Source organism: Arthrobacter sp. TMP15 (assembly GCF_039529835.1).
GTDB lineage: Bacteria > Actinomycetota > Actinomycetes > Actinomycetales > Micrococcaceae > Specibacter.
This window is the reverse complement of sequence record NZ_CP154262.1, coordinates 1,201,913-1,217,186: the sequence shown is the minus strand read 5'-3', so window position 1 is coordinate 1,217,186 and position 15,274 is coordinate 1,201,913. Positions and strand designations below refer to the sequence as shown.

Genomic DNA, 15,274 nt, shown 5'->3' with positions numbered 1-15,274 from the left:
ATTATTCCCCTTCAGGGTTTGGAGTTGCTGGTGGGTTTTCAATTGTTTGATCGGGGACCACATGGGCCAGCACTTGCTCTGCTTTAACCAGCGCCCCAACAGCGACGCTGATGTGCACTGTGCCGGCGATCGCAGCTACCAGCTGGTGTTCCATCTTCATGGCCTCCACCGCGAGTAGTACCGTCCCTGGCACAACCTGATCTCCCGTGGCCGCATTGAGCATGGTGACGGTGCCCGGCATGGGGCTGCGTACCTGCGGATCGGCGCTGGCATGTTCACGCTCAAGGCCCGCAAGCATTCGCGCGGTTGCCTCCTCACGGTCCAGACGTTGCAGCTGCGCACTCCAGCCGGCATTGCCCAGAAAAACTCTCTTGCCAGCCACCGCGATCTGGTATTCGCGTTCCTGATCCGACCACCGCATAGTCACGGCGTGTCCTGTTCGCCCCTGGGCGTTAGCCTGCATAATCAGTTGTGCGGGTTCGGAATCGGATATTTCCGGCCCCATGACCTGCACGACGCCGGGACCTTTCCCGCCGTCGCCATCTTTGCTTCCGCTGACTCTGCTTCCACCGTCTCTGCTTCCGCTGACTCTCACCACTGCCGTGCGTTCGCCAGCGGCCCACGACATCCGCCATGGCGCGGAATCACCTAACCGCCAGCCATCTGTTCCGTGCCAGGAAGTTTCTCCCATGGCTTTGCCCCGCCCCAGCGCACCTGACTGCTCAACTGCCCGCACAACCAAGGCTGCCGCTGCGTAATCTCCGGCGTCAACAGTTCTAAAGGACAGCTCCGGGAGTTTGCGTTCAATCAAGGTGGTGTCGAGGCGCCCGGCTTGAACATCGGGATCATTGATGAGCAGGCGCAGATATTCAATATTGGTGGGTACTCCCAGCACCATGTAATCGCGCAGGGCCTCATCCAGCCGTTCCAGAGCTTGCACTCTGTCCCTTCCCCACGCGATGACCTTTGCAAGCATGGGATCGTAGTTTGCGGAAATTTCCAGGTCCTGCATGAGTGAGCTGTCAACGCGCAGTCCAGAGCGCTGGGCCACGGATTCATCCAACGCCACCACAGTCCCGGCCGCTGGCAGGAATCCTTGCGCCGGATTTTCGGCATAGACGCGGGCCTCAACTGCATGGCCTTCCAAGCTGACATCCTGCTGAGTGAAGCTGAGCTTCTCCCCTGCTGCTATCCGAACCTGCCAACGCACCAGATCAAGGGCCTCCCCCTTGGCACGGGCCACCATTTCAGTCACGGGGTGTTCAACCTGGAGGCGGGTGTTCATCTCCATGAAGAAGAACTCATCTGGTTTGTCGTTGGATACCAGGAATTCCACGGTTCCTGCACCCGTATAGTTCACACTGGCGGCCGCAGCACACGCCGCTGCCCCAATGCGCTGACGAACCTCTTCGCCGCAGTCCATCCCCTCAAGCAACGGTGACGGGGCTTCTTCAATGACTTTCTGGTGGCGGCGCTGGAGTGAGCACTCCCTTTCGCCTAGATGAATGACATTGCCAAAGTTGTCACCCAAAATTTGTACTTCAATGTGCCTCGGGTTGGCGACCAGCCGTTCAAGAAAAAGCGTGTCATCACCAAATGCGGCAGCAGCCACGCGGCGGGCCGTGGCCAGAGTTGCTGGCAGGTCCTCAGCACAGAAAACGCTGTGCATGCCTTTGCCGCCACCTCCGGCGGAGGGCTTGATCAGGAGCGGATATCCGATGTCCACAGCGGCCGCTATCAGATCGGCGTCAGATAATCCCGGCTGGGAAATCCCGGGCACCACAGGCACCCCTGCAGCTACCACGTGATTCTTGGAACGGATCTTATCTCCCATAACATTCAGGGCCTGAATGTTGGGACCAATGAAGGTGATCTCAGCGTCTTGCAGAGCCTGCGCGAAGGCAAGATTTTCGGACAGGAACCCATAGCCCGGGTGGACTGCCTGGGCCCCTGATTCACGGCACGCCGCCACTACCGCCGCTATATTCAGGTAGCTTTCAGCGGCGGCGGCGGGCCCTATACAAACAGCCTGGTCGGCTTCACGCACGTGCCGGGCTCCGGCGTCGGCCACTGAATATACAGCCACCGATCGGATGCCCAGATCCTTTAGAGTGCGGATGACGCGGCAGGCAATCTCCCCACGGTTGGCCACCAGGACCGTATCAAAAAGCGGTGGAACAGGAGGCTTTGGTTCGTGCGGACTGGACTGGGTAAGTGTTGTCATGGTGGCTCACATCCTAAAGAGACCGAAAGCGGTCTCGGGCAGCGCGGTCCGGGCACACACGTCCAGGGCAAGCCCCAAAACTGTGCGGGTGTCCGCGGGGTCAATAATGCCGTCGTCCCAGAGACGCGCGGTGGAATAGTACGGGCTACCCTGGTCTTCATACTGGGCCAGAATGGGAGCCTTGAACTCAGCTTCCTGGGCCGGGGTCCACTGTTCCCCATTCCTTTCGTGGGCATCCCGTTTCACCGTGGCCAAAACCGAGGACGCCTGGTTACCTCCCATGACAGATATGCGGGCGGCCGGCCACATCCATAAGAATCGCGGGCTGTAGGCCCTACCGCACATGGAATAGTTCCCGGCGCCAAAAGAGCCACCCACAATAACAGTCAGTTTTGGTACACGCGCGGTGGCGACGGCGGTGACCATCTTGGCTCCGTGCTTGGCAATACCACCGTGCTCATAGTCTTTGCCGACCATGAACCCGTTAAGGTTCTGCAGGAAAATCAAGGGGATGCCGCGCTGGTCGCACAGCTCAATAAAGTGGGCGCCCTTCATGGCCGATTCGCTAAAGAGCACTCCGTTGTTGGCTACGATGCCCACCGGGTGTCCATGCAGGGCGGCAAAACCCGTGACAAGAGTGGTGCCGTAGTTCTTTTTGAATTCGTGGAACTTGCTGCCGTCCACCAGCCGGGCTATCACCTCACGAATGTCGTAAGGGGTGTTCAAGTCGGTGGGTACGGCCCCGTAGAGTTCCGCGGGATCCACCAGGGGTTCGCGGCTTTCCTCTACAGCCCATGCCGGGGCCGGGTTCGGTGGCAGGGTGGCAACAATATCCCGGATAATAGCAAGAGCATGTTCATCATTTTCCGCCAGATGGTCCACCACACCGGAGATACTGGCATGGACGTCTCCACCTCCGAGTTCCTCTGCCGTCACAATTTCACCGATGGCGGCTTTTACCAAGGGCGGGCCGCCCAAGAAGATGGTGCCCTGGTTGCGGACAATGACAGTTTCATCACTCATGGCCGGCATATAGGCGCCGCCAGCGGTGCAGGAGCCCATCACAGCGGCGATCTGCGGAATCTTCTTCGCAGACATCTGGGCCTGATTGAAAAAGATCCGGCCAAAGTGCTCTTTATCGGGGAACACTTCATCTTGTTTGGGCAGGAAGGCACCACCGGAATCCACGAGGTAAATGCACGGCAGTTGGTTCTCAAGGGCAATTTCTTGGGCGCGAAGGTGCTTCTTCACGCTCATGGGATAGTAGGTGCCGCCCTTGACCGTGGCGTCGTTGCACACAATCATCACGTGGCGACCCCGCACCATCCCGATGCCGGCGATCACACCGGCTCCGGGGGACGCGCCGTCGTACATTTCATGGGCTGCCAACGGAGCAACTTCAAGGAACGGGCTGCCCGCATCCAGAAGATGGTCAACTCTGTCCCGAGGCAGCAGCTTACCGCGTGAAATGTGACGCTCGCGGGATTTTTCCGGCCCACCCAGCGATGTTCTCCGCAGGTTCTGCCGCAGTTCCTCCACCAAAGTGCGCTGCTGTGCACCGTTGCGCTCGAACGCTTCCCCGGCGGGTTCCACCTGGCTCTGCAAAGTCTCCATCGACCCCTCATTTGCTCAATCAAAGCTACACTAAGTTAATAACCACTAACTGAGTTTCAGGTTAGTCTGTGATTTCTTGGTTGTCCAGCACAGTTCCTACGTCAGGGGTAGATATGAATCAACAACCCGTAACGCCCCGCACCCAGGCAAAAGCCAATCGCCGTTCCGCCCTGCTGACCTCCGCAGCGACGCTGTTCGCCCAGCGCGGCTTCAATGGCGTCTCCATTGAAGATCTGGGGGCCGCTGTCGGGGTAAGTGGCCCTGCCGTGTATAGACATTTCAACGGCAAACAAGCACTTTTGGGGGCTCTGCTGGTGGATGTCAGTGAGGAGCTGCTGGCCGGGGGGCGCTCCGTGCTTGAATCAACGCCCAACCCCGACGCCTCCCTGCACGCCCTGATAGCCTTCCACGTCGATTTTGCCCTCACAAAGCCTGACGTTATCCGGGTCCAGGACAGGGACTTTGAGAGCTTGGGCAAGGCTGAGCGAGCTTCCGTCCGATCATTACAGCGCGCCTATGTGGAGCTGTGGGTTGAGGTACTGGGCCGGCTTTTCCCGCAGCGCGGAGCCGCTATTTGCCGGCTGCAGGCACACGCCGTTTTTGGCCTGATCAACTCAACTCCACACAGCGTTCACATCCACGGAGCCCAGAACCCCCCGGCTAGACCGGTGCTTGAGGCGATGGCGTGGGCCTCACTGACCGGCGTCTAGACGTTGTACTGAGCTGACCGCCTCCATTGCTCACTAATATTCACGCAAACACGCCGCTGAGCTGCGCGGCTGACCGCGCAGCTCAGCTTGGGCGTTGTTAGGCAATCACCAAGGCCATGGCCGGGTCAGCCAGCACGGAGCCCACATCCGAAAGGAAACGTGAACCTTGTGCGCCGTCCACAAGCCTGTGATCGAATGACAAACTCAATGTCATTACCTGGCGCAGTGCCACCTCACCCTGGTATTCCCAGGGCATGGTGCGCACCGCACCCAGCGCCAGGATGCCTGCCTCGCCGGGGTTCAGGATCGGAGTGCCGGCGTCAATACCAAACACACCAATGTTTGTGATGGAAAAGGTGCCGCCAGCTAAGTCAGCAGGAGGTGTTTTGCCTGCCCGCGCCGTATCCGCCAGATTGCCCAGGGCTGTTGCCAGTCCGCGCAGCCCCAGCTCTTGGGCGTCCTTGATATTAGGCACCACCAGACCTCGCGGAGTGGCCGCGGCAATGCCGAGGTTCAGGTAATTGAAGTTCACAATTTCCTGATTTTCTTCATCCCAGTGAGAGTTCAGGGCGGGATGCCGTGCCACGGCCAAACTGACGGCTTTGGCAGCGAGTGTCAGCGGTGTCACCTTGACCCCGGCAAAGTCTTTCCTGGCCCGCAGCTTGGCAAGGAAGTCCATTCCGGCAGTGACATCAATGGTCAAGAACTCGCTCACATGCGGTGCCGTGAAAGCACTTTCCACCATGGCCGATGCCATGAACTTACGCACACCCTTGATGGGTACGCGTTCCTCCCGTTCCAGATTCCCAGATTTCCTGGGCACACTCTGACTTATTTCCGGGGTTGAGGCGCCAGCTTCCTGGCTTCCGGCGAAAGTCACCACGTCATCGCGGGTGATAAGTCCTCGCTCGCCCGAACCTGTTACTGCTTCCAAATCAACACCCAGATCCCGCGCCAATTTGCGTACTGGCGGAGTTGACCGCGGCCGATCCGCCTGCATTTGCAACGTCTCAGCAGGTTCGCCAACAACAGGTGCCGGCGGAGCGGGCGCGGCAGGGGGTGCTACCGGGGCTGGAGGTGCAACAGCAGCTGGCGCACTTTCTGCGGCCCTGTTGCGTGCCCGGCGCACAGGAGTTGAAGATGTTTCCGGGTCCGCCCCATATCCGACGAGGGTTGGCACACGTTTTGGCGCGCTCTCCTCAGCAGCAGTGTCAGCAGAGGCCGTGTCGCTGCCCTCGGCATTCGGGATGTCAAAGGCGATAATGACTTCGCCCACTTCAACCACCGTGCCTGGCTCGTGCGCAATGGCTGTGACCACGCCGGCATAAGGTGACGGTAGCTCTACTACTGCTTTGGCTGTCTCGACATCTGCTATGACCTGATTAAGCGTCACAGAATCGCCCACGGCGACATGCCACGTGACAATCTCGGACTCCGTGAGCCCCTCACCCAAGTCGGGGAGCTTGAATTCAGCGATCATTCTCAGTATTCCAATCCAGTGTGAGAGTTGGGCCGGCCCAGTGCGCGGTCGACGCCGTCCAGAATCCTGTCAAGATCCGGCAGGTGGTGCTTCTCGAGCTTTGAAGGCGGGTAGGGGATGTCGAAACCAGTGACACGCACGGGTGCGCTCTCAAGGTAATTAAAGCAGCGTTCGGTGATGCTGGCGGCCAGTTCTGCACCGATCCCTAGGGTTCGCGCGGCCTCGTGGGTGATCACAAGACGGCCAGTTCGCTGCACCGATTCCTGAACTGTTGCATAGTCCACCGGTGAGAGTGAACGCAGGTCGATGACTTCGATGGAGATGCCTTCGCCAGCCGCCGCACGGGCAGCGTCAACAGCCGTCTTTACCAACGGGCCATAGCTAACGAGTGTGACATCCGTGCCAGCCTCCACTATGCGTGCCGAACCCATAGCCGGCGCCGCCGTAAGGTCTCCCTCTAAGTCAACCTCGCCCTTGACGTGATACCGACGCTTGGGCTCAAAGTACAGGACAGGGTCATCGCTTGCGATTGCCTGGCGGAGCATGGTGTAAGCATCTTGAGGATTTGAAGGGCTGATCACGCGCAGACCGGAGGTATGCACAAAATAAGCTTCGGGTGATTCGGAGTGGTGCTCAGGAGAGCCGATTCCACCACCGAATGGAACCCGAATCGTCATAGGCATTCGGACCATGCCCTGGGTTCTGGCATGCAGTTTGGCGACCTGGGAGACAATCTGATCAAAGCCCGGGTAGATGAAACCATCAAACTGAATCTCACACACCGGTCGGAACCCACGGTAGGCCAGGCCCACTGCGGTTCCAATGATGGCTGATTCAGCCAAGGGTGTGTCGATGACCCTGTGCGAGCCAAAGTCCTTCATCAACCCGTCAGTTACACGGAAAACACCACCCAAAGTTCCAATGTCTTCACCCAGCAATACTACTTTGGGGTCATCTTCAAGCGCACGCCGCAGCCCGGCGTTGATAGCCTGTGTCAAGGTCAAATTACTCATGAGACACTCCTTTGTGCGTTGGCATTTACGCCCTGTGTAGCGGAGGCTGTCGCTGGCTCGAAGGATGCTAAATACGCCCTGTACTGCTCGCGTTGGAGCTCGAGTTCAGAGTGCTCATGCACATAAACATTCTCAAACAGGCTCATGGCCTCGGGATCCGGCAGATTAATGCAGGCAAGCCGGAGTGCGGCAGCCTGTTCGTCAGCTTTTGCGCTGATCGCAGCTTCGGCTTCGTCGTCGAGCTTGCCGGCGTTGATCAGGAACGTGCGCATACGCGCCAGCGGGTCCTTGGCACCCCATTCCTCCAGCTCCGTGACGCCCCGGTAACGGGTGGGATCATCGGCGGTGGTGTGCGGGCCCATCCGGTAGGTGACGGCCTCGATGAAGCTGGGACCGCCTCCGGTGCGGGCACGGTGAGCGGCCCATCGAGTAGCTGCCAACACTGCCAGCACGTCGTTGCCGTCTACCTGAAGGCTGGGGATGCCATACCCTGGAGCGCGCCCGGCCAGCGGGACATGTGACTGCAGTCCAACCGGTTCGGAGATTGCCCAGTGGTTGTTCTGGCAGAAGAAAATTACGGGTGCTTGAAAACTGGCCGCAAAAACCATGGCCTCGTGCACATCACCTTGGCTTGTGGCGCCGTCGCCCAAATAAGCGATGGCCAACGATTCCTTGCCTTCAAGGGCTAGCCCCATAGCGTAACCTGTGGCGTGCAAAGTCTGTGCGCCGATGATGATCTGAGGTGTGGCCATGTTGTACTCATGCGGATCCCACCCAGTGTTGCTTGTGCCTCGCCAAACGCCAACAGCCTTTGACATCTCAGCCCCACGGCAATAAACAACGCCGTTCTCGCGGTATGTGGGGAAAATGAAGTCTTCTTTTTCAAGCGCCCGCGCCGATCCCACCTGGGAGGCTTCCTGGCCAACCAAGGGTGGCCACAGGGCGAGCTGGCCCTGGCGCTGCAACGCGGTGGATTCAAAATCGATTCGACGAATGACAACCATGTCTTCGTAGAGATTCCGAAGGCTTTGATCATCTAAGTCGCTGACGAATCCGTCAAGCAGCTCATCGGCAACACGGTCTCCGTCGGCTGTGATGAGTTGGTGCATTTTCATTGCGGCTGGGCCTTTGGGCTCGTGGCGCGAATGGGTCATATTGCTCGCCTCCCTTGCATTGTAATGGGGGTGGTTCTTATCACTGTGACGATACTCACGCCATGCATCCGGCGCAATGACCCAGGATAATGTTGAGCAAAATGCACTACTTCACTGCTCTGAACCGTGCTAGTCTGCGCAGTATGTCAACTTTGGATGGAACAGATGCACGGATTCTCCTAGCCCTGATCAAAGACCCTCGCCAGACAGTGGTAGCCATGGCCGAGTCATTGGGAATATCTCGCAATACAGTCCAAGCCCGGATGGTTGCACTTGAGAAGCGTGATGCGTTCCTGCCATTTGACCACCGGATCAGCCCCGGCCCGCTGGGCTACCCTCTGACAGCCTTTATTTCGGTGCATGTCCAGCAGCGAAAAATCTCTGCCTTGGCAACAGCACTGGCACAGATCCCTGAAGTCGTTGAGGCCCATGGACTCAGTGGTAGGGCAGATCTGTTGGTCAAAGTGGTCTCCACCGGAGCCGAGGACTTGTTCCGCATTAACGGCAAGATCCTCTCCTGCGACGGCGTGGAGCGTACAGAAACATCGCTGGCCATGAACGAGCTGGTTCCCTTCCGCATGTCACCTCTACTAAAACGGATGCTGAAACGCTAATTCACGAACCTTCGCGTCAGCGCAGCTGCGGTGCGGAGGTGTCATTATCTCCAATCTCACGGAGGTGAAGGCGGGGCGGAGAGGTGGGGCGGGGCACGCGAAAGGCTCCGTCCGCCGTCGTAATAAACGGTGAACGGAGCCATCGCGAGAGAGCAGTAGCGCGGGTTTTAGTGGTCCACTGCCTTCTCGGCACCGATACCTGTCAGCGAGCGCACTTCCATCTCAGCCTGAATCCTGGGATCCTCGGTGTTCTTATCCAAAACTGTGCCCAACCAGCCCAGGAAGAATGCCAGGGGGATGGAGACAATGCCCGGGTTCGCCAGCGGGAACCAGGAGAAGTCAGCGCCTGGAATCATGGCCTTCTCGCTACCGGAAACAACCGGTGAGAACGCGATGAGGATGATGGCCGCAGCCAAGCCGCCGTACATGCTCCACAGCGCACCCTGAGTAGTGAACTTCTTCCAGAACAATGAGTAGATAATTGTGGGCAGGTTCGCAGAAGCTGCGATGGCGAAAGCAAGTGCCACCAAAAACGCGATGTTCTGACCGTTGGCCAGGATACCGCCACCGATGGCGACCACACCGATCACCACTACAGTGCGACGGGCTACCTTGACTTCCATCTCCGGCTTGGGCTCGCCCTTGACGATGACGTTGGAGTAGATATCGTGCGCAAAGGATGCCGCCGCCGTGATGGTTAGACCGGCTACAACCGCCAAGATGGTGGCGAAGGCAACGGCGGAGATGAAGCCAAGCAGGATCGGTCCACCCACTACGAAGGCAAGCAGCGGAGCAGCGGCATTGACGCCGCCGGGAGCAGCCAGGATGGCTTCCTTGCCAATCAAGGCACCCGCGCCGTAGCCAAGGACCAGGGTGAAGATGTAGAAACCACCAATCAACCAGATGGCCCAAACAACAGATTTGCGGGCTTCCTTAGCTGTGGGCACGGTGTAGAAGCGCATCAGAACGTGTGGCAGGGCCGCCGTTCCAAGGACAAGTGCCAATGCCAGAGAAACAAAGTCAAGCGGGGCCTTGCCATACGCGGCGCCCGGGTTCAGCAGTGCCTCACCGGCACCGCCTTCAGCGATGGAGGTTTGTACTGCTGCCTCCATGAGTGTTGAGAGGTTGAAGCCGTGCATGGCCAGCACAATGATGGTCATGATCGCCGCACCAATAATGAGCAGGAACGCTTTGATGATCTGCACCCAGGTGGTGCCCTTCATGCCACCGATCAGTACGTAGACAATCATCAGCACACCCACAACGGCGATGACGATGTTCTGGCCCACCTTATTGGAGTTGTCCAAGCCCAAGAGCAGCGAAACCAATCCACCAGCACCTGCCATTTGGGCCAGCAGGTAGAAGAAGCAGACAACCAGCGTGGTGGTTGCTGCGGCAATGCGCACGGGGCGCTGCTTGAGCCGGAAAGAGAGCACGTCAGCCATGGTGAACTTGCCGGTGTTGCGCAACAGCTCTGCAACGAGCAGGAGCGCCACCAACCAGGCCACCAGGAATCCGATGGAGTAGAGGAAACCGTCGTAACCGTTCACGGCAATGGCGCCTGTAATACCCAGGAACGAAGCCGCTGACAGGTAGTCTCCGGCAATAGCCGTGCCATTCTGGCCACCGGAGAAGGAGCGCCCAGCCGCGTAGTAATCGGCTGCAGTTTTGTTATTTCGGCTGGCCCGGAACACCACAATCATGGTGATCGCAACGAATCCCACGAAGATCAGGATGTTAATCCATGAATTCTCCTTGGTTTGCTCGGCGAGCGATTTTGCCAGTGGGGCCATAGTGGGAAAAATCAGAGATAAACTCACGGGCTAAACCTCTTCCTTGGTAGTCGCTGCTGCCTCGATCTGAGCCTCAAGACGGGTGCGAATCACTGCCGCCTGAGGATCGAGCTTCCGGTTTGCATAGGTGACATACCAGGTGGTGATGCCGAAAGTGGTGACGAATTGGAGACTGCCCAGGACCAGTCCAACGTTGATGTTCTCCCACACCTTGATGGACATGAAGTCGTGCGCGTACGCGGCTAGTAGAACGTAGGCAAAGTACCAAACCAAAAAGCCAATGGCTACGGGGAAAACAAAGTTCCGGTGTGTCTTACGGAGCTTCTGGAATTCCTGTGAGCTTTGTTCGCCAACAAAGTCCACCGGACCTTCGGTGCTTGCATGGGCTGAATTACCCATCATTCCTCCTCAAGTAGTGTGATCCCTTTCACTATGGAGTGCGGTAGCTCACAATATCGAGGGGTTGGGGTAGTGCCGCGGTGAACGGCATTGACACTGCGCCGAACGGCAACTTCTTCACCATGGTGCCCAGTGAATCTCCCGCTAGTCTTTAGATCATGTCCTTTCCCGCACTGAGCGATTCCACACTTTTGCTCATCACAGCAATCGCAGCCGTCATTGCCGCCATCGCGATTGTTGCCGCCGTGGGTTTCCGGCTTTCGCGCTCCTACCGTGAGCTGGGTACCGATGCCGAGCGCGCAACGTTTGCCACTCTGCATTCGGCGGCAGCAGCTGGAGAGCAGTTGCGCAATGGTTTGGAGCCGGCAGGGGCCCTGAAGGCCAGCAAACAGTTGCGTGCATTGCTGAACTGCGCAGCGTTCGCCATGACCGATGATTCGCGTCTCCTAGCCTGGGATGGGGCAGGCGCCGCCGCTAAGCAGCCCGATTCCGCCGTCGTCATGGATTTGGCGGCCAAGGCCCTGAGTAACGGACGCACCCAGGTGGCCACGCTGGATGCACCGCTGCGGGAGGCGCTGGGGTTGCCACTGCAGGGCGGTGAGTTGAAAGCTGCCGTCATTTGTCCGTTAAAAGTTGATTCGCGAGCTGTTGGCGTGGTGATCATTTTATCCAAGACTCCTTCTGCAGGACTGGTCCGGGCTACCAATGAGGTTGCTGCGTGGGTTTCGGCTCAGCTGGAATTGGCCGAGCTCAGTTCCTCCCGGACTCTTCTGGCAGAGGCTGAGGTGCGTGCACTACGCGCACAAATCAGTCCGCATTTTATTTACAACTCACTCAACGCCATCGCCTCCTTCATCAACACGGATCCGCAACGGGCAAGGGATTTGGTGGTGGAGTTCGCCGACTTCACCAGATACTCCTTCCGCAGGCACGGCGACTTCACCACACTGGCCGAGGAACTGCGCTGCATTGATAGGTACCTGCTACTTGAAAACGCCCGTTTTGGTGAACGCCTGCAGGTCAGCCTGCAGATTGCCCCCGAAGTCCTCAGCACAGTGATACCGTTCCTGAGCCTGCAGCCGCTGGTGGAGAACGCCGTCCGCCATGGTCTGGAGGCGAAAGTGGGCAAGGGGCTGGTGCAGATTTGTGCCAGGGACCTTGGCGCGTACACGGAAGTGACAATCGAGGACGACGGCGTGGGGATGGACCCCGAGCAGCTGCGGCTAGTTTTGGCTGGCCAGCACGACGGCACGCATGTGGGCCTGCGCAATGTTGACGCGCGCCTTCGCCAGGTTTACGGCGACGAGCACGGGCTCACCATTGACACCGGCATGGGGCACGGCATGCTGATCACCATGACAGTGCCCAAGAATCAACCCGGACATGACGCCTAGCGCCTCCCCACCTCCCCAAACTCACTTCGTTCGTTCCGGGCCCCATGACGCCTAGCGCCTCCCCACCTCCCCAAACTCACTTCGTTCGTTCCGGGCCCCTCGGCGGTTAGCGCCTCCCCACCTCCCCAAACTCACTTCGTTCGTTTGGGGCCCCTCGGCGGTTAGCGCCTCCCCACCTCCCCAAACTCACTTCGTTCGTTTGGGGCCCCTCGGCGGTTAGGCTTAGCCCCATGATTAATGTCCTTGTGGCCGACGACGAGCTTCCCGCCGTTGAAGAGCTCGCCTTCCTCCTGGGCCGGGACCCGCGGATAGGCGCCATCCACCGGGCCATGAACGGCGCGGAGGCTCTCAAGCTGCTTGCTGTCCACACGATTGACGCAGTATTTCTTGACATCCACATGCCTGGGCTGTCGGGGCTGGAGCTAGCGGCTGTCATTGGCAGTTCCAGTAATCCGCCAGTGGTGGTCTTTGTGACAGCTGATGACGACAGGGCACTTGAGGCCTTTGAACTCGCCGCCGTCGATTACCTGTTGAAGCCGCTGCGCCCGGAACGACTCACCCGCACCGTTGACAGAGTGGTAGAACTTGTAGCCCACCCGGCAGCAGCGGACGAGGTGGAGATGATCACAGTTGATCAAGGCGGCGTCAGTAGACTCATCCGGCTCGATGACGTGAAGTTCGTCCAGGCTCAAGGCGACTACGCCAGGCTGCACACAGCCGAGGCCAGCTACTTGATTCGCATCCCATTGGCTGATTTGGAACAACGTTGGGCAGAGTTGGACTTCATCCGCATTCATAGGTCTTACCTTGTGTGCCTGCAATTTGTGACAGCATGGAAACTTGGTGCAGCGAAGCCAACAGTTTCGGTAGGCAACGCTGTCCTCCCTGTCAGCCGCAGACACGTCCCCATGTTGCGTCAGCATTTACAAGCAACAAGGGTGCGCCCCAACTCATGAGTAAGGGACACTGCCAATGACCATGGGACCACGCCGTCCGCCAGCCCCGGGACGCGTCAGGGTGGCCTCACCCCGTACTGCGGCCCGTCGCTTCTTGGATGGCACAAGCGTGTCGCAGGAGGTAGCCGAACAAACGGCTGTGGGCGAAGTGATGGTGCGTTCACTGATCCGCTCACAGTTGCGGCTCGCCCTGGTTGTGACGGCCGGGTTCACTTGCGCCCTACTGCTTTTCTGGGTGTTTGTCCGATGGGTCCCATTTTTTGCCGATTGGGTCATCTTGGGCATTCCGGCCCCGTGGATACTGCTCGGTGTTGGCGTGTACCCCATCATTGGTGCCTGCGCCTGGCTTTATGTGCGGGCAGCAACCAAAAATGAGGACCAATACCGTGACCTGGTGGACGGAGCATGAACCCAGCAATTGGTTACACTGCTCTGATTCTTGTCTCCGTCGCTACCACCGTCATTGGGTTTTATGGGCTGCGAGTCTCCCGAACCACAAGTGACTTCTATGTTGCCTCACGCACTGTGCAGCCATGGTGGAACGCCTCGGCAATCGGCGGTGAATATCTTTCCGCAGCGAGCTTCCTTGGCATCGCCGGACTCATCGTCATCTCTGGACTAGACGCTCTCTGGTTCCCCATCGGCTACACGGGCGGGTACTTGATGCTGCTGTTCTTCGTAGCCGCTCCCCTACGTCGCTCCGGTGCCTACACGATCCCTGACTTTGCCGAAGCCAGGCTCGAATCAACCACTGCCCGTTATGTCACAAGCGTGCTCGTGGTTGTTGTGGGCTGGTTTTACATTGTGCCGCAATTACACGGTGCAGCCTTGACCATCCGTACCACCACGGGGCTGCCGTCATGGGTGGGCGCAGGATCAGTTGTTGTGGTTGTGTGCCTGACGGTTGTTACCGGTGGCATGCGCTCAATTACATTCGTTCAAGCGTTCCAATACTGGCTTAAGCTCACGGCCTTGGCCGTGCCCGCCATCTTTATTCTGCTTCTGGTGACAGGGGCCACCGGCTCGGCGCCGGCGCTACCGCCTACCACCGAACTGTTTCCCATCACCGACCCGCTCGCTGGCGACGGCACTTACCGCACCCTCTCGCTTCTGGTTGCACTGCTGTTCGGCACTCTGGGGATGCCCCATGTGTTAGTACGTTTTTATACAAATCCCGATGGTGCTGCGGCCCGCCGAACCACGCTGATAGTCCTGGGTTTGCTGGCCATTTTTTATCTATTCCCCACCATTTACGGAGTTCTGGGCAGGGCGTTTCTACCTGAGCTGGCCGCCCACGGTTATCCGGATGCCACGGTGCTGCTGCTGCCTGGAAAACTATTTGGGGGCCTGGCTGGGGATCTACTCTCAGCCCTTGTCGTGGCGGGAGCCTTTGCGGCATTTTTGGCCACAACCTCAGGACTCGTGGTTTCCTTGGCGGGAGTCATCAGCCAAGACGTACTAGGTGGTGGTGTGCGGGGGTTCCGGATAGCGGCCATAGTTGCCGCCGTCGTACCCTTTGGCGTTGCCATGGTTACCGACTCGTTGGCGTTGGCCGGCAGCGTGGGGCTGGTTTTTGCCTTCACCGCTTCGACCATTTGCCCCCTACTTTTGCTGGGAATATGGTGGCGCGGGCTCACGGACGTTGGCGCTGTGGCAGGGATGCTGACAGGGGCAGTGTTATGCGGAACGGCGATCATTGTGGGCTCTCAGCTGGCCCCGGACTCGCCATGGCGAGATGTGTTGACGCAGCCGGCCGCCTGGAGCGTCCCAGCCGCTTTCCTGGTGACCATCCTGGTTTCCAAAGCGACGCCCAAGCGCCGCAGTGCAACACTTTCACGGTTCATGTCCAAACTACATGTCCCGGAACGTCCTCTTGCGCTAGAGGATCCACGTACGCCACCAAGTCAGCCCAAAGCCGGTTAA

13 protein-coding genes are annotated in these 15,274 nt (G+C 58.7%); 6 read left to right on the top strand and 7 right to left on the bottom strand.

The genetic code is table 11. The features are described 5' to 3' along the window. Nucleotide 1 precedes the first annotated feature (1 nt). Together AAFM46_RS05305 and AAFM46_RS05300 are read right to left on the bottom strand one after the other, a co-directional pair. The gene (locus tag AAFM46_RS05305; protein ID WP_343319954.1) at nt 2-2,224 is read right to left on the bottom strand and encodes a biotin carboxylase N-terminal domain-containing protein; all 2,223 of its coding nucleotides are present in this window, start codon (nt 2,222-2,224) and stop codon (nt 2-4) included. A gap of 6 nt (nt 2,225-2,230) precedes the next feature. Beyond that, complete coding sequence (locus AAFM46_RS05300) at nt 2,231-3,838, bottom strand: carboxyl transferase domain-containing protein (RefSeq protein WP_343319953.1); 1,608 nt, start codon at nt 3,836-3,838, stop codon at nt 2,231-2,233. Nucleotides 3,839-3,951: 113 nt separating this feature from the next. Here AAFM46_RS05300 and AAFM46_RS05295 point away from each other — a divergent pair, with 113 nt between their 5' ends. Next, nucleotides 3,952-4,548 carry a TetR/AcrR family transcriptional regulator gene (locus AAFM46_RS05295; protein ID WP_343319951.1) on the top strand — a complete coding sequence of 199 codons (597 nt, stop codon included), beginning with the start codon at nt 3,952-3,954 and terminating at the stop codon, nt 4,546-4,548. Nucleotides 4,549-4,645: 97 nt separating this feature from the next. Here the strand turns inward: AAFM46_RS05295 and AAFM46_RS05290 are convergent, their stop codons facing one another. Genes AAFM46_RS05290 through pdhA form a run of 3 tightly spaced genes read right to left on the bottom strand, consistent with a single transcriptional unit; the run spans nt 4,646 to nt 8,195 of the window. Next, complete coding sequence (locus AAFM46_RS05290; protein ID WP_343319950.1) at nt 4,646-6,028, bottom strand: dihydrolipoamide acetyltransferase family protein; 1,383 nt, start codon at nt 6,026-6,028, stop codon at nt 4,646-4,648. A 2-nt stretch (nt 6,029-6,030) separates the two neighbouring features. Continuing rightward, nucleotides 6,031-7,041, bottom strand: a complete 1,011-nt coding sequence (locus tag AAFM46_RS05285) for an alpha-ketoacid dehydrogenase subunit beta (RefSeq protein WP_283531153.1) — start codon at nt 7,039-7,041, stop codon at nt 6,031-6,033. Next, complete coding sequence (pdhA, locus tag AAFM46_RS05280) at nt 7,038-8,195, bottom strand: pyruvate dehydrogenase (acetyl-transferring) E1 component subunit alpha (RefSeq protein WP_283531154.1); 1,158 nt, start codon at nt 8,193-8,195, stop codon at nt 7,038-7,040. Before pdhA ends, AAFM46_RS05285 begins: the two co-directional genes overlap by 4 nt. Before the next feature lie 143 nt (nt 8,196-8,338). On the opposite strand from pdhA, the gene AAFM46_RS05275 reads away from it, so the two are divergent. Beyond that, nucleotides 8,339-8,809, top strand: coding sequence for an Lrp/AsnC family transcriptional regulator (locus AAFM46_RS05275; RefSeq protein ID WP_283531155.1), 471 nt, complete (start codon nt 8,339-8,341; stop codon nt 8,807-8,809). A gap of 167 nt (nt 8,810-8,976) precedes the next feature. On the opposite strand, the gene AAFM46_RS05270 is transcribed toward AAFM46_RS05275, so the two are convergent. Both AAFM46_RS05270 and AAFM46_RS05265 read right to left on the bottom strand, forming a co-directional pair. Beyond that, a complete protein-coding gene (locus AAFM46_RS05270; RefSeq protein ID WP_283531208.1) occupies nt 8,977-10,602 on the bottom strand; it encodes a cation acetate symporter in 1,626 nt (541 codons plus the stop codon). 30 nt (nt 10,603-10,632) lie between these two features. Continuing rightward, on the bottom strand, nt 10,633-11,001 hold the full coding sequence (locus AAFM46_RS05265) for a DUF485 domain-containing protein (RefSeq protein ID WP_283531156.1): 369 nt from the start codon (nt 10,999-11,001) through the stop codon (nt 10,633-10,635). A gap of 158 nt (nt 11,002-11,159) precedes the next feature. On the opposite strand from AAFM46_RS05265, the gene AAFM46_RS05260 reads away from it, so the two are divergent. From AAFM46_RS05260 to AAFM46_RS05245, 4 genes are all read left to right on the top strand, one after another. Further along, the gene (locus AAFM46_RS05260; protein ID WP_283531157.1) at nt 11,160-12,395 is read left to right on the top strand and encodes a histidine kinase; all 1,236 of its coding nucleotides are present in this window, start codon (nt 11,160-11,162) and stop codon (nt 12,393-12,395) included. 230 nt (nt 12,396-12,625) lie between these two features. Beyond that, the gene (locus tag AAFM46_RS05255) at nt 12,626-13,351 is read left to right on the top strand and encodes a LytTR family DNA-binding domain-containing protein (RefSeq protein WP_283531158.1); all 726 of its coding nucleotides are present in this window, start codon (nt 12,626-12,628) and stop codon (nt 13,349-13,351) included. 16 nt (nt 13,352-13,367) lie between these two features. Continuing rightward, nucleotides 13,368-13,760: a hypothetical protein gene (locus AAFM46_RS05250; protein ID WP_343319947.1), complete on the top strand. Its 393-nt coding sequence runs from the start codon at nt 13,368-13,370 to the stop codon at nt 13,758-13,760. Then, on the top strand, nt 13,757-15,274 hold the full coding sequence (locus tag AAFM46_RS05245) for a cation acetate symporter (protein ID WP_283531160.1): 1,518 nt from the start codon (nt 13,757-13,759) through the stop codon (nt 15,272-15,274). Before AAFM46_RS05250 ends, AAFM46_RS05245 begins: the two co-directional genes overlap by 4 nt.